Here is a 13,066-nt window from a genome sequence, read left to right as displayed (position 1 = left end):
TATTCCAAATCGAGGTTCAGCGTGTTGCCGGGGGATCTTCGGGCAACCGTTCGTCGGCGACGTGCTGCTTCGCCAAGTGTTCCTCCGCCCGGCGGAGTCGGTAGGTGAGCGTCGACCGCGGCACGTCGAGATGCTCGGCCAGTTCGCCGACGTCGACTTCGCGTGGGGACTCGTAGTACCCGTGTTCGACGGCTGCCCGGAGTGCGGCCTCCTGCTCCGGCGACAGACCACTTTGCGTCTCGTCGCTTCCCCCCACCGACGCAGTCGTGTCCGCGGTTCGGAGCATCTCCATCCGGGCGCAGTCCCCGACGGCGACTTCGAGGGCGTCGAAGAACGCGGCCACGTCGCCCTCTCCGGAGTGGATGAGTCGCCACGTGTAGTGGCGGCCCTCGTGACGGGTCTCGAACAACACGCTCTTGCCGAGATGGTCGCGGGCGATGTGGGGGACGGACGCGCAGGAGGGGGTGCGCTCCCAGTCGGAGTACAGGACGAGCGTGTCGTCCGTGCGGTCGAGGACGCGAGTGGTCTGTGTGGCGCCGCAGTCCTCGGTAGCCAGACAGTCGGCGTAGTAGTCGCTGGTGAGAAAGGCGTCCTCGATGGCGTCGAGTGCGTCCGGAATGCCGGTCGCGTGGTCGACTCGCCAGAGCTGCTCCGCAGTGGCGTGCAGCGAGAGCGAGCGGACGCGGGCGTCGGGGTGGTCAGCGAGGGCGTCCGCCACCCTGTTACACCCCGGCTCGTATTCGAGGGCGAAGACGAGTTCGCGCATACCCACGCGTAGAGGGCGGCTGGATATAACACGTGGGCTCGGTGCTGCCATCGTGTCGACTGGAGTCAGATCACGTCGTCGGGGTCGTGTTCCTCCCGCATTCGCTGGGCCTCGGCGGCGTACTGCTCCTGCAGATCGGCGTCATTGACCGAGCCGAGATTGTCCGGGTCGGCGTCGACGGCGGCCGTCGTGTCGCGGACGTCGGTGAAGGAAGTGAGCGCCCGTTCTTTCCGGAAGTATCGTTCACCGTCTGGGGTTGCATAGGTGAGGATGATGAGATTCTGCTCGTCGTCGGAGTACGTCCGCTCGACGAGCCAGACGCGGACACCGTTCGAGTCGGAATCGCTGGGCATGGCTGTTCGTTCTCTTCCGGGTCGGAAAGGGGTAGTGTTGGAAATGTGGTCGACAGTGACTCGCTTGCTGAAAATCCCATATCTTTGTCATAGACGCGACTCCCTCATATTGTCCCGAATACAGGCGTCAGATCAAGTATGAAAAGTGCCGAACAGAGACGAGAGGATGGATTCGAGCCGATAGAGGTGGAAACCAAGCGATTGGTAGCGTTCTACTTTCCGATACTGTGTGTCGTATTGGATCCTGCTGCTCCGGCTGACCGCCGGGTGGTGGATGCTCCACGCTGGCCTTGACAAAATCTGGGCGTGGCCCTTCGACGCCAGCTGGTTCGTCGGCGGAGCCGCTCAGGGCACGATTCTCGCCCCCTTCGTCACGCCGTTCAGCGACGGCATCCTGTTGGCGTTCGTCAACGTGGCGGTACCGCTTGGGCAAACCGCCATCGGTCTCGGGCTGATACTCGGTGTCCTCACGAGGACCGCCGCCTTCTTTGGTGCCTTCATGATGCTGTTCTTCTACTTCATCAACGGCTACGGTGGCGGCTGGGCCAACGGTATGGTCACGGGTGAACTCCTTGGGATCATGGTCTTCGGAACCATTGTGGCACTTGGAGCGGGCGGCGTCCTGGCAGTCGATAACCGCCTGCGTGAGATGGAACTGTTCGAGAACACGCGATTACGGAAACTCCTCGGGTGACTACCAATGAGTGACTTATCAACGGCAGACCAAATCGCCATGTACGTCGGCGGTGGCCTGGTTGTCTTGGGCGTCGTCGTGATCGGCCTGCTCGACATGCTACTGGGAGCCGGGCACCCAGTCGATAGCGAGGGAGCAATCGAACACGCTGCAGTGGTCCCCATCGACATTAGGGCGGGCATCATCCTGCTCGGCTTGGTGATTTGGGGACTCGTCGCCGTTTACAAGTTTGCCGCAGGGTCGGCACCGTCGGGATCGACTACGGGCCAAACCCCATCCGGCATGGACGACTAGTTCAACAACTCAGTCCGTGGAGCCATTTGCCAGTTAACTTTTCGCGTTGCTCGCACTAACGTCCATCTGATGCACCTAAACGTGAAGACAAACACGATTTTTAGGAGTAGCCCTGTCGTTTCTTGGTTTTCCTTCTGGTCAGTACGCGCGCTTTATTCAGCAGAACGAACTTAACACTCTTTGGTTTGGTAGAAGAAACGGGGATTAATACGCAATTAGAATTTCCGAATTTAAGACTGAAATTAGTATATTACAAATAATATTTCAATATAGCCTTGACTTCCGATTCTGGTTTGTCTTTCGAAGAAAGGTGTACGGGTGTTTTTTCAATTCAGCTGTCCTTCGGTTAATCGTTAGAACGGGGTAATCTGCTTCCTCGATCACTTGAGCTGCGACGCTTCCCTGTAATAGCCGACGAATGCCAGTCAATCCTCGTGTCCCCATTGTAACAAGGTCGATGTCAGTCACCTCAGTGTATTTGAGAATCTCCTGCTGAGGTTGACCAAAGCTCAACGTAGTTCGGACAGGAACGTCCAAGGTCGCTGCCTTCTCCGTAATGTCCTCCAAGAGCCGAGTTCCCCGCTGTTCCCAAGAGTCAGTGACCTCTTCCCACGTGAATCCAGGCCGACTCGAATAGGACTGTTCGGAAATGATAAAAAGTCCATGTAGGGTTGCATCATACCGTTTAGCAATTTGTAGCCCATGTTTGAAGGCCACAGATGCCTCGTCGTATCCATCCGTAGGCACGAGAATATCTGTGAACTGACTAGTAGATAACTCTCCTACCGGATCAGAGGGATCCATATCAGGTATCGTCAAGACAGGAAGAGAGATATTTTGAATGATGTGGCTGGAGACGTCTCTCCGGAGAATTCGTGCTAATCTAGTCTGTGTAGGTTTCTGGTGGACAAGCAAATCGATATCATTCTCCTCAGCGTATTCCCGAATAACACCTGGAGAGTGCCCACTATCCACTGCTGGTATCACATTGAGTCCGAGCGAGTGGGCCTGATCCACCACGGGTTCAATTACCGCTGCTGCGTCCCATTCCTCTTGTTTAGTGACTTGATCGGATTCCACCTCCGTGCGTTCCTCATCTTGAATATATAACACGTGGAGAGCCGCATCATACGTTTCTGCAAGTGATAGGCCATATTGGACCACTGAGTCCCTTATATCAGCTCCGTAGAGTGGAATGAGGATCTGGTTGTACAGGTTGATGTCCGCACCTTCTCGAACTTCTAGATGGCTGGGGGAGTTCATACATATCTATACGTAACGACGATTTACCGTGCTTTCTGTTAAGAATCGAAACCGGGAGAACAGTCTCTGGGGTGGTGACTTGAGGCTTTTATCGCAAGTAACTCGCTATAGCACGTCTATTTCGAAAAGAGTGGAGACGTCGTTTGGAGTCGCATCAGTTCGACGAGAGCGTATTTCCCACAGTTTCGAGGAGTGAAGTGTCGGAGTCGGTGCGACGAGTCATGCTCTGGGTCATGTTGGGCGCAATTTAAGGCCGATATGCTCGTTGACGGAAAACCGTCACGGCAGCACCCTCGACCGATGAGGGTCGCCACATAGAGACGAATACGGGACTCTGACCTTTGGGGTTTCCTCCTCAGAACTGAAAGTCACCTTCCCCGTCGTGCTTGAATCCGTTCTCAATACACAGGAAAGGTCGACGTACAATTGAATACTTCCGAGCCAAGTGACGAGCATATGGAACGGGCCGTAACTCGTCGCGAACTACTACGGGTCGGTGCGACGACAGTCGCACTCGGAACCGCCGGTTGTTTGGGGTCATCGAGTGGGGATGAGTGGGATATCGAGGGAACGCTAGCGGTGACGAACGCCCAACAATACAGTTCACCAGGCTGTAGCTGTTGTGGAAAATATGCGTCGTACCTGCGGGAACAGCTCGACACGACGCTCGGGGAAACCGAAACCGAGGACGTGACGGATCTCAAGCGCCAACACGGTATTCCATCGGATCTACAGAGCTGTCACACACTCGTCCTCGACGAGTACGTCGTCGAAGGACATGTTCCTGCCGAGGTTATCGCGACGATGCTCGAGGAAGAGCCGGCGATTGACGGCATCGCGTTGCCCGGGATGCCGGCTGGATCGCCGGGGATGGGCGGGACGAAGTCCGACACATTCACCGTCTACAAACTCGGCGGCGGAAAGACAGGTGACGTGTACACCGAGATCTGAACAGAGAACATCTGGTCAAGATACTTTGGGACGGCAGTCGACAGCCTGAACGATGATTCGACGACTCCTCCATGGCCTCGGGTATGTGTTCGCGTACGTACTTTTCCTTGGCGCGAATACGCCGGACTCGGTCGTCACCCGTCTTCGTATCGCGTATCGTCTTGTCGGTGTCCGGATCGTCGAGACGCCACAGATCGATTCGGTCGAACGGACGATCTTCCTGTGTCCGTACCGAAATCTGGGCGCCACTTGGTTCGGGGAGAAGTGGATTTGTCATGACATCCTAGACCGCGTGGACGACGGCTACGTGACGTATCTCCGGCGGCACAAGGGAATCGACTACCAGCGTCCTCGCGGGTGTGCCGACCTCGCGTACTGCGACGAATCCGAGTACTGCTATTCGGAGGTTTCCGAACTCGAGTAGGTGGCCGATGGATCAGAGTACTCTCCGCCACCGAATCACCGACCAGTTTTCTTACCGCGGCGAGCGAGCCGATATCTGGCGGGCGTTCGACCTCCTGTTCGATACTGACGAGTTCCTCAATCTCGGCTACTCGGAGTGGTACCAGCCACATATAGCCGGTTCGAGTCAACGTCGCCTCGTCACGGAAGTCGGCTCAAGGGTCGCGTCGCATCTACCCACAACCGACGGAGTGCGCCTCCTCGATGTCGGCTGCGGTCGGGGGGGTCCAGCCCTCCACCTCGCCTATCAGTTCGGCTTCAACGTCACTGGTGTCGACCTCGTTCCGTACAACATCCAGATGGCAACCGAGAACGCACGGGGTAAGCACCTCGATTCCGAGTTCATCATCGGTGACGCGACACAACTCCCGTTTACCAGGGACTCGTTTACCGCGTGTACAGCCATCGACGCACTCGTATACCTCCCCGAGCGGAATCGCGTTTTCGCTACAGTCGCAGATACCCTCGAACCCGAGGGGGTTCTCGTAGTCTCCGATCTCGTGATGCAGTCAGACGTGACTGAAACGGAACGGAGATTGGTCGATTCATTTGCGGATGCGTGGGATATGCCGTCCTTGGGTACTGTTGAAGGATACAAAGCTGCTCTCGACGAGACGAGCTTTGAGCTCAAAGCGGTCGAAGATATCACGAAACACAGCGTCGGACGCTTCCGAAAGTGGACGACGCTGTACCTCCAGCTACTCACGAGCCCGCTCCGGGCTCTCATTGAACGACTGTTAGGAGCGTATGATCTCGATCCCCCAGCGATTACTGAGCAGGTACGGAAGGCTCACCACGCGCTGCCGTTCCTGCGACACGTTATCTTCGTTGCGGAACTAGAGACTACTTGACTGCTACTTGCACGGCGCAAGAAAGAATCGGATCGTCACGTCGACGCTTGAGCATCCACGAATTTGGATGGACCTGTGGGGTCTTCACTGCTCGTGATTGTCGTGTGGTGGATCGTGACCCATAGGTTTAGAATTGGTTCAGACTCCAGTATTTATATAGGACACAGATAGGAATCCGTTGGTATACTCGAACGATAGTTCGGGATTGTGAGGTACTAACCGTTGATTGTGGAGTCAGAAAAGCCAAACCGTGCAGCACGGCTCAAATCGCTATGTATCCCGACTTTGGATTGCTAAGAACAAATTGCTTGATTCAGGCCCTCGTACCATTGATGTGGGGTGAAACCGAATGGCAACTGATCCAGTCTGTGGAATGGACGTCGATGAAAGTGATCCGGCGGCCACAGCTGAGTACGACGGTCAGACGTACTACTTCTGTGCCGAGGGCTGCAAGGAGACGTTCACCTCGACACCGGAGGAGTACGTCTAACCGTCACACCCCACACCTGCGTCGTAGCTCCCCCACACCCACCCCCATTCCGCCTTTCGATGACCCAACCAGAACTTGACGACACGGATCGCGAAATCCTCCGTCTTTTAGCGGAGAACGCGAGACGACCCTACAGCACTATTGCTGAGGCTGTAAATCTTTCACCCCCGTCCGTTTCAGCACGCGTCCGTCAGTTGGAGCAAGAAGATGTCATTCGTCGATTCACCGTTGATCTCGACCTCACACAGTACGAAAACCGGATACACGTCATGGTACGCCTCCAGCCTGAGCTCGGAAAGACGGATTCTCTTCGAGAATCGATCCTCGAGACCCCAGCCGTAGAACACGTATTCACAACTGCGGAGGGCGAAATCGTAGCTGTTGCGACGCCGCCGCGGAATACAGTCGGAAACTGGGCGCAGCAATATCTACCACTGACTGACGTGCGGCGATACGACGTACAACTGCTGTCGAACGCTGCTCAATCAGCGTATGCCGAGGGGACTGAATCCGCACTCAAATGTGCAAATTGCGGAACCACTGTCGGTGAAGACGGACTAGCCACCCGTGTCGGTGGTTCACTCCAGCAGTTTTGCAGTGAGAACTGTGAAACAACGTATAGGGAACAGTATACAGAAAGTCAAGAGAAATCTGATGCTTAGAGTCTAGCATTAGCTGTATACTCAATTCCTGATTGCTTACGAGTTTGCTGCAAATAGTTTTGATTTGAAACAGTAATCGCAGTGAATTAGAAGCGTGTGTATACACCTATGGAAGCGTCCACAACCACCAAAGGAGAAGCTACAAGCAACAAGGTACTCGTCCGTGCTAATGAGATTGAAAAAACGTACGGATCGAGTTTTCCATTTACGCGGTCAGTGACCGTCCTCACCGATGCCGATCTCGAAATTCGGACGGGGGAAATCGTCGGGATCGTCGGCGCGAACGGGTCGGGCAAATCCACGCTCATGAACATCCTCGTCGGTGTCCTCGAACAGGATTCCGGAACAGTCGAACGGACGGGAACCGTTGGCTGGTGTCCACAGGAACCACTGCTTTACGACCGCTTGACGGTCGGAGAGACGTTCCGACTGTTCGGTTCCGGATACGGAATGACCGCCGAAGAAATCGACGAGGCCAAACACCGCTTGGCGTCGAAACTCGATTTCGAGCAGTACCTTGACTACCGAATCGACCAACTCAGTGGTGGAAACCGGCAGAAAATCAATCTCAGTATCGCCCTGATGCACGATCCGGACGTCCTCATGCTGGACGAGCCCTACACTGGATTCGACTGGGAAACGTATCTCACGTTCTGGGATCTCGCCGAGGAACTCGCTGCCGACGGAACAGCTGTCACGATGATTTCACACCTGATCGAAGAGCAAAGTCGTCTCGACCGCATCTATGAGGTTCGTGACGGACAGGTCTACGACGTGACTGACCAGGAAGGCGAGACTGATGCAACGGCCAGTGAACGGGGGGAAGAGACCGATGAATAGGGTTTGGACGGGGATTCGGGCGAACGTCTCCACCTTCCTCAGAACCCCCCTGAATGTTGTCCTAGCACTTCTCCTTCCGATTGTCGTTATCGAAGGCTGGGGACAAGCAATGGCTGGGTTACCAAGTATGCCGACGGTCGAGGCGATTCCGATCGAGCTAGGTCGCCTCCTCGGAGCGATATTCGGGGTCGCCATCATTGCCGGCCTGATGGGACTCGCGCAGATGATTAGTGCGCGTGCAGCCGATCGGCGACTCGTTCAGACAGGCTATCCACCCCGAACACTGCTTGCGACTCGATTAGCGACGCTCGGAGGTGTGACCGTCGTCGTGGCTGCCGTAAACTACGGCGTTCTCTGGCTGACGATTTCACCGGAAGCCCCTGTCCTGACGTTCGTATTCCTCGTACTTGCCGGCCTCGTCTATGCGTTTCTTGGCGCACTCGTCGGGGCGCTCCTTCCACGACTGTTCGAAGGCTCGCTCGTCGTGGTGTTCCTTGCGATGATGGATGCGTTCCTCAGTGGCGACAGTCCGCTGGCCGCCGACGTTCCCGAGTTCGTGGAATACTTCCCGCTCTATCATCCAAAGGAACTCCTTCAGGAGGCGATGTTCCAAGGCACATATACGACGGGTGATCTCGGCTTCGTCGCCGGATACCTGCTAGTCCTGCTTGTACTCGTCACCGCAGTGTTCGGAGTGACGATGCGCACCAGTGGTGGGTGGTCCGCATGAGTCGTACGACAACGGCGTTCACAATCGGCATCAAAGAACAGGCGCGAAACTACGTCCTCGTCGCTCTACTGGTCGTCCTACCGGTCTCGTTCATCACGTTGGCGTTCGCAGTCACCCAGGACGTCGAGATGCCGGTTCGGACGCTCGTCGACGGTGAGACGGTGACGGTCATGCGAGGGATGCCTGAGGTCCACGGCGTGATTATGACGCCGATTACGAGCGCCCTCATCGCGGGACTCGCCGGGTTGTTCCTGATGCGAGAAGCCAAAGACACAGACGGTCGTCTGGCAGTCGCCGGCTATCGTGCACGACAGGTAATCACTGCCCGGTTTGGGGTCCTCGCAGCAATCACTCTCATCGTTACCGGCGTCTCAGTCGGCGTGATGCTCGTCGATTTCCAGCCTGAGCATCTCTGGTGGTTCGTCGCAGCGATGCTCGTCGTCTCGGTCACGTATGGTCTCATCGGGATGCTCGTCGGGGCCGTTTTCGACCGCCTAGCCGGGATGTGGCTAATGCTGATTCTCCCGATGCTCGATATCGGACTCTTCCAGGATCCGCTGTTCATCCAGTCCGAGCCCGAATGGTGGATGAAACTACTCCCCGGCTATTGGCCCGTCCGTGTGATGGTCGATACCGGACTCACAACGGACGTAGATACGACTCTCTCATTGGTGTGGGCTACTGGATACCTCCTCCTCGTAGCTGTCCTCACAATCGGCGTCTACTACCGAATTACACAGGAGAAGTAAGATCAGGCCAGTAGACTACTTACTCCGGTAACTGTAGGGGAGAAGACCCAAACAGCACTATATCCAGCTTCGCTCAATTGGATAGTTTGACTCGGATTTCACTACGACCGTCTGATCGGGCAAACGGTTCGGTGGACTCTGGTTGCTGCTGTGTCCCTCGTTCTCTGGGCACCGATGAGTGCGGCTTACGTTCCGCGGAGAAGTGCCGCGGCGTAGGAACAGGTCTTCGAAGGACTCCTGAGCGAGGGACCTCAGGCGTGTAGAAATGGCGACGACACCGCGCCTTACCGAGATGGGTCTTCACTCCCAGTCTCCAACCGTTCACGACGCTTCTGGAACTCTTCTTCGTCGATCTCGCCTCGTGCGTAACGACGTTGGAGGGTTTCCATAGCGGAATCGTCACTCTCTGGAGGTGCATCGCCTCGACCCATTGCCCAGTAGAGGAAGCCGCCGACCAGCCCCAGCATCCCGAGTGCCCCGCCGACGAACGGCAGCCCACCGAACCATCCACCGTTCCGGCCGTGCATCATCCCTGGACCCATCATTCCGCCATCGGTACTCCCACTGCCGTCGACGTCCGAGCCGACGGCAACGGCGCCGTTCTGGACGATCGTTTCGCTGTCTGGGACCTCGCCGTCCGGGATCGGGCTGTCTTCAGCTGGACCGCCAGGGCTACCAACGACGATGCGACCGACCATGCCGACCGTCTTGTGAGGGATGCAGTAGTAGTCGTACGTTCCGGGCACCTCGAACGTGTGCTCGAAGCTCCCCTGCGAGATGGTCCCGCTGTCGAAGGCGGTGGCGTCGGCGGGAACGCGGTCCGGATAGGCCGTCGCCGAGTGAGCTCCGGCTGCTATCTCGAAGCGGACGGTCGTGCCAGGTTCGACGTGGAGCCCGATCGGGTCGAAGTAGTTGTTGCCCATCTTCACGACGGGCGTCTCCTGTGCGGCGACTGGTTGGGTGAATCCCGCACTCGCGACTGTGCCAGCACCGAGCGCTCCCAGGAACTGGCGTCTACTGTAGTCTGTCATTGTAGCTGGTTGGCTTCTGTTATCCACGGATGATGCTGGCGAGCCGGTTCGTGAGTCCGGGCGATTGCTGGCCGGCGCTCTCGATGGCAGCCTCCAATTCGTCCCGGTCGACGATGCCGATGAACTCGGCCGTCTGTTCCCCGTTTGCATACACGAGCGTCGTTGGCGTCTTTCGGACACCGTACTCCTCGGCCGTCTCCAGATCGGTCTGGATGTCGACCTCCCGGAACTCGACATCCGGATACGCATCTTCGATACCCTCGTTTTTCTCTCGCTGCGTTGCGCACGCTCCACAAGTCTCCTGTGTGAACAGGATAACTTCCGTCATAGTAGCTAGTATGGTCTTATGCTTTTAGCACACTTCTATTCACATCCGAAAGCTGTGAGGGTCACAGATTTCGGATTCCAAGGGGCCGGACGTGAGTAACGCCGGAGGTTGGTGGTCGGACCGTCACTCCGAGCGTTCGAGCTTGTTCCGACGCGCCTCGAACTCTTCCTCGGTGAGATCTCCGCGGGCGTATGCCATACGCAGCTCCTCCATTGCGGGATTCCGCGACGACTGCGATGCCGTCACGCGACGGAAGACGAGATATCCGCCACCGAGCAGGAGGAGGAGGAAGACCAGCTGGACGAGCATCCCGACGAGTGGCCACCAGCCGCTGGTCGTCCCGTATCCACCCATCATTCCACCGTATCCCATCATCCCGCCGAATCCCATCCCCATCGTGAGCAAGGGGAGGACGATGATCGCCCCGAGGATGAGGAGGACGATGGTTGTGGTGTCGAGTTGGTTTGATGATGTCATGGTTCAGATCTCGGTCGATGATTCGAGTTCGTCCGCGACGCTGGCGAGAACGCGTTCGAACCGGTCGTGGACCTCGTTCGCGATCGAGTCGAGTGCCTCGTTGTCGGCGATGCCGACGAGCTGTTGTGGGTCGACGGCACTCACCATGACCTCGCCGCCGTCGGTTTCGTAGACAATGACGTTACACGGGAGGAGTGCGCCGAGTTCGATCTCTTCGTTCAGGCCCTCGTGTGCCAGCCCCGGGTTGCACGCACCGAGGATGCAGTACTGTCGAAACTCCTCGCCGAGTTTCTCCTCGAGCGTCGCTTGGACGTCGATGTCACAGAGGACGCCGAATCCTTCGTCTTTGAGCGCCGCAATCGTCGTGTCGACGACGTCGTCGAACTCACCGGTGACTGAAGTCTGTATTGTGTATTCCATGAAGTATCATACCCCGTCTACGGGGTTAACGGTTGGGTGCCGCAACGGCGGCCGTTGGGAATATGATGTATCGGCTGGAACAGCAGCTGCTCCAGTCATCCGGTGCGTTCGAGCTGTTCTCGCCGCCGATCGAATTCGTCATCCGAGAGCTCTCCGCGGGCGTAGCGCTCACGGAGAACCGACAGCGACTGCTCTTCGTTCCCACCGGAGCCTCGATTGAGGAGCGCATAGACAATGTAGAGCGGAACGGCGATGAGGAGCCCCATCCAGAGGAACCCCCAGAGCCCCATCGCTCCACCGAAGAGGCCCCAGCCGCCCCCCATCATGCCGCCGCCGTAGCTCCCACTACCGTGGGCAACAGCCGGTCCAGTCGCCGCAACTAGCAGCGGGACGGCGAGGATCGCGAGTCGCCGAGCAGTGCGTCCGATGTGAGTGGTGAGTTGCGTCATTATCTTGCGTTGGTGAGTTGTGGTGTTCGATTGGAGCGATCGAAACGGCCAGAGCCGTCAGCAGTGGCCCTGCCCGTACATCCCGCCGTTGTAGCCGTCGTCAGCCCCGTCGTGGTATTCCCCGTCAGCCATGTCCTGGGCCATCTCGTCGACGGTCACACCCATGTGCGACTCCATCCACTCGACGCTACCCGGGCCCATGTGTTCGGTCATCTGTGCCTCCATCCAAGTGGCCCATTCATCTGCGGTGGCATTGTCCGTAGGCGCGTCGTCAGCGGTCGTTGCGTTGTCGTGTGCGCTGACTGCCGGTGCGGCGAACGCGAGTCCGACAATCGCGAGCGCCACGAGCAGCCACCGGCCGAGTTTGAAGTTGGTCATTGTCTCTCTCCTCGGTTACTCGTAGGCCTGCTCGGGAGTTATCGACATGGGTGTGAATCCATACAGGAGAACGTTCGAGAACGTCTATAACATCTTCTAACCGTTTTGCTCGAGGGAGACCGTTCATACCTACGGAATTCGAGAGGGAGAGCGCCCGATAGATAGCGACTATTTTCCCGGTTGTTGCTGCCGAAGGTCATCACTCGGATACACACGATAGGTCCGACCCTGTCGTTCCCGATACAGCAGACCTCGCTCCTCGAGTGAACTCACGGTCTGGCTTACTTTACTCTTCGAGAACTCAGATCGATCCCGAAGTTCAATCTGCGTGATTCCGGGGGAGTTCAGGACGGGTTCGAGGACGCGTCGTTCATCATCCGGTAAGAGATCGAGAACGCGTGCTTGGGGGTCCGATTCAGGATTGATAGACGTCGCCGGTGCAGCGTCATCATCCATCGACGTAGCTGTTGCCGCCGATGTCTGTGCAGGATCGACAGGCGCCGTTGTGTCGGCCACTTCTGGATCGGTGAGTTCTCCCCGGACCACGTAATAGACGCCACCGATAACGCCAGCAACCAGCAGGGTTCCAACCACGTACCAGAGGGGGTCTGGGCCGTGCATCGTTCCCATAGATGAACCCATCATTGACCCCATCGATTGCTCGATAGCCCGACGCTGTTGATAGGCCCGCCAACTGAGTACCCCGCCGGCCAGGAGAACGAACCCGAGAAGCACACCGACGACAGTATCTGCTCGACGGCGATTCATATGACAGCCCCGAGTTGCGGGATTTGACTATTCATACCGTCTATTTGAGCGCAGTAGGTGTGACAATTGCGGATTGAAACTGTGATGATGAACCCCATCACAGCGGATGA

General features: G+C 57.2%; 20 protein-coding genes. 10 read left to right on the top strand and 10 right to left on the bottom strand.

Annotation, left to right across the window (positions count from 1 at the left end):
• Positions 1-16 precede the first annotated feature (16 nt).
• Complete coding sequence (locus tag K6T36_RS18115; RefSeq protein WP_092817285.1) at positions 17-766, bottom strand: helix-turn-helix domain-containing protein; 750 nt, start codon at positions 764-766, stop codon at positions 17-19.
• A gap of 65 nt (positions 767-831) precedes the next feature.
• Positions 832-1,119: a DUF7967 family protein gene (locus K6T36_RS18110; RefSeq protein WP_092817284.1), complete on the bottom strand. Its 288-nt coding sequence runs from the start codon at positions 1,117-1,119 to the stop codon at positions 832-834.
• A gap of 229 nt (positions 1,120-1,348) precedes the next feature.
• On the opposite strand from K6T36_RS18110, the gene K6T36_RS18105 reads away from it, so the two are divergent.
• Together K6T36_RS18105 and K6T36_RS18100 are read left to right on the top strand one after the other, a co-directional pair.
• The gene (locus tag K6T36_RS18105) at positions 1,349-1,813 is read left to right on the top strand and encodes a DoxX family protein (protein ID WP_225935281.1); all 465 of its coding nucleotides are present in this window, start codon (positions 1,349-1,351) and stop codon (positions 1,811-1,813) included.
• A 6-nt stretch (positions 1,814-1,819) separates the two neighbouring features.
• Complete coding sequence (locus K6T36_RS18100; RefSeq protein ID WP_004594603.1) at positions 1,820-2,107, top strand: hypothetical protein; 288 nt, start codon at positions 1,820-1,822, stop codon at positions 2,105-2,107.
• Positions 2,108-2,371: 264 nt separating this feature from the next.
• Here the strand turns inward: K6T36_RS18100 and K6T36_RS18095 are convergent, their stop codons facing one another.
• Positions 2,372-3,370 carry a universal stress protein gene (locus K6T36_RS18095; protein ID WP_004594604.1) on the bottom strand — a complete coding sequence of 333 codons (999 nt, stop codon included), beginning with the start codon at positions 3,368-3,370 and terminating at the stop codon, positions 2,372-2,374.
• A 690-nt stretch (positions 3,371-4,060) separates the two neighbouring features.
• Here K6T36_RS18095 and K6T36_RS19135 point away from each other — a divergent pair.
• From K6T36_RS19135 to K6T36_RS18055, 8 genes are all read left to right on the top strand, one after another.
• Positions 4,061-4,321: a DUF411 domain-containing protein gene (locus K6T36_RS19135; RefSeq protein ID WP_345778309.1), complete on the top strand. Its 261-nt coding sequence runs from the start codon at positions 4,061-4,063 to the stop codon at positions 4,319-4,321.
• A 52-nt stretch (positions 4,322-4,373) separates the two neighbouring features.
• Positions 4,374-4,745, top strand: a complete 372-nt coding sequence (locus K6T36_RS18085; RefSeq protein WP_135306274.1) for a hypothetical protein — start codon at positions 4,374-4,376, stop codon at positions 4,743-4,745.
• 7 nt (positions 4,746-4,752) lie between these two features.
• On the top strand, positions 4,753-5,634 hold the full coding sequence (locus K6T36_RS18080) for a class I SAM-dependent methyltransferase (RefSeq protein ID WP_004594607.1): 882 nt from the start codon (positions 4,753-4,755) through the stop codon (positions 5,632-5,634).
• Between the two features lie 349 nt (positions 5,635-5,983).
• A complete protein-coding gene (locus K6T36_RS18075) occupies positions 5,984-6,124 on the top strand; it encodes a YHS domain-containing protein (RefSeq protein WP_011222411.1) in 141 nt (46 codons plus the stop codon).
• A gap of 59 nt (positions 6,125-6,183) precedes the next feature.
• On the top strand, positions 6,184-6,786 hold the full coding sequence (locus tag K6T36_RS18070) for an AsnC family transcriptional regulator (protein WP_004594609.1): 603 nt from the start codon (positions 6,184-6,186) through the stop codon (positions 6,784-6,786).
• 216 nt (positions 6,787-7,002) lie between these two features.
• Complete coding sequence (locus K6T36_RS18065; protein WP_004594610.1) at positions 7,003-7,626, top strand: ABC transporter ATP-binding protein; 624 nt, start codon at positions 7,003-7,005, stop codon at positions 7,624-7,626.
• 127 nt (positions 7,627-7,753) lie between these two features.
• Positions 7,754-8,356: an ABC transporter permease gene (locus K6T36_RS18060; protein WP_225935280.1), complete on the top strand. Its 603-nt coding sequence runs from the start codon at positions 7,754-7,756 to the stop codon at positions 8,354-8,356.
• Positions 8,353-9,105 (top strand): ABC transporter permease, encoded by a 753-nt coding sequence (locus K6T36_RS18055; RefSeq protein ID WP_004594612.1) that lies wholly within the window; start codon positions 8,353-8,355, stop codon positions 9,103-9,105. The genes K6T36_RS18060 and K6T36_RS18055 overlap by 4 nt, the downstream gene beginning before the upstream one ends.
• Before the next feature lie 284 nt (positions 9,106-9,389).
• Here K6T36_RS18055 and K6T36_RS18050 read toward each other — a convergent pair whose 3' ends face one another.
• The 7 genes from K6T36_RS18050 to K6T36_RS18020 form a co-directional block, all read right to left on the bottom strand.
• Positions 9,390-10,136, bottom strand: a complete 747-nt coding sequence (locus K6T36_RS18050; RefSeq protein WP_004594613.1) for a plastocyanin/azurin family copper-binding protein — start codon at positions 10,134-10,136, stop codon at positions 9,390-9,392.
• A 19-nt stretch (positions 10,137-10,155) separates the two neighbouring features.
• Positions 10,156-10,464, bottom strand: coding sequence for a thioredoxin family protein (locus tag K6T36_RS18045; protein WP_004594614.1), 309 nt, complete (start codon positions 10,462-10,464; stop codon positions 10,156-10,158).
• A gap of 123 nt (positions 10,465-10,587) precedes the next feature.
• Positions 10,588-10,941 carry an SHOCT domain-containing protein gene (locus tag K6T36_RS18040; RefSeq protein WP_004594615.1) on the bottom strand — a complete coding sequence of 118 codons (354 nt, stop codon included), beginning with the start codon at positions 10,939-10,941 and terminating at the stop codon, positions 10,588-10,590.
• 3 nt (positions 10,942-10,944) lie between these two features.
• Positions 10,945-11,361, bottom strand: coding sequence for a DUF302 domain-containing protein (locus tag K6T36_RS18035; protein WP_004594616.1), 417 nt, complete (start codon positions 11,359-11,361; stop codon positions 10,945-10,947).
• Positions 11,362-11,456: 95 nt separating this feature from the next.
• Complete coding sequence (locus K6T36_RS18030) at positions 11,457-11,810, bottom strand: SHOCT domain-containing protein (protein ID WP_004594617.1); 354 nt, start codon at positions 11,808-11,810, stop codon at positions 11,457-11,459.
• 57 nt (positions 11,811-11,867) lie between these two features.
• Positions 11,868-12,188, bottom strand: a complete 321-nt coding sequence (locus K6T36_RS18025) for a hypothetical protein (RefSeq protein ID WP_004594618.1) — start codon at positions 12,186-12,188, stop codon at positions 11,868-11,870.
• 168 nt (positions 12,189-12,356) lie between these two features.
• On the bottom strand, positions 12,357-12,956 hold the full coding sequence (locus K6T36_RS18020) for a helix-turn-helix transcriptional regulator (RefSeq protein WP_011222408.1): 600 nt from the start codon (positions 12,954-12,956) through the stop codon (positions 12,357-12,359).
• Positions 12,957-13,066: the final 110 nt, after the last annotated feature.

The organism is Halobaculum roseum (assembly GCF_019880245.1).
In the GTDB taxonomy this organism is placed as follows: domain Archaea; phylum Halobacteriota; class Halobacteria; order Halobacteriales; family Haloferacaceae; genus Halobaculum; species Halobaculum roseum.
The sequence above is the reverse complement of the archived record's forward strand: the minus strand, read 5'-3'. Positions and strand labels throughout refer to the sequence as shown.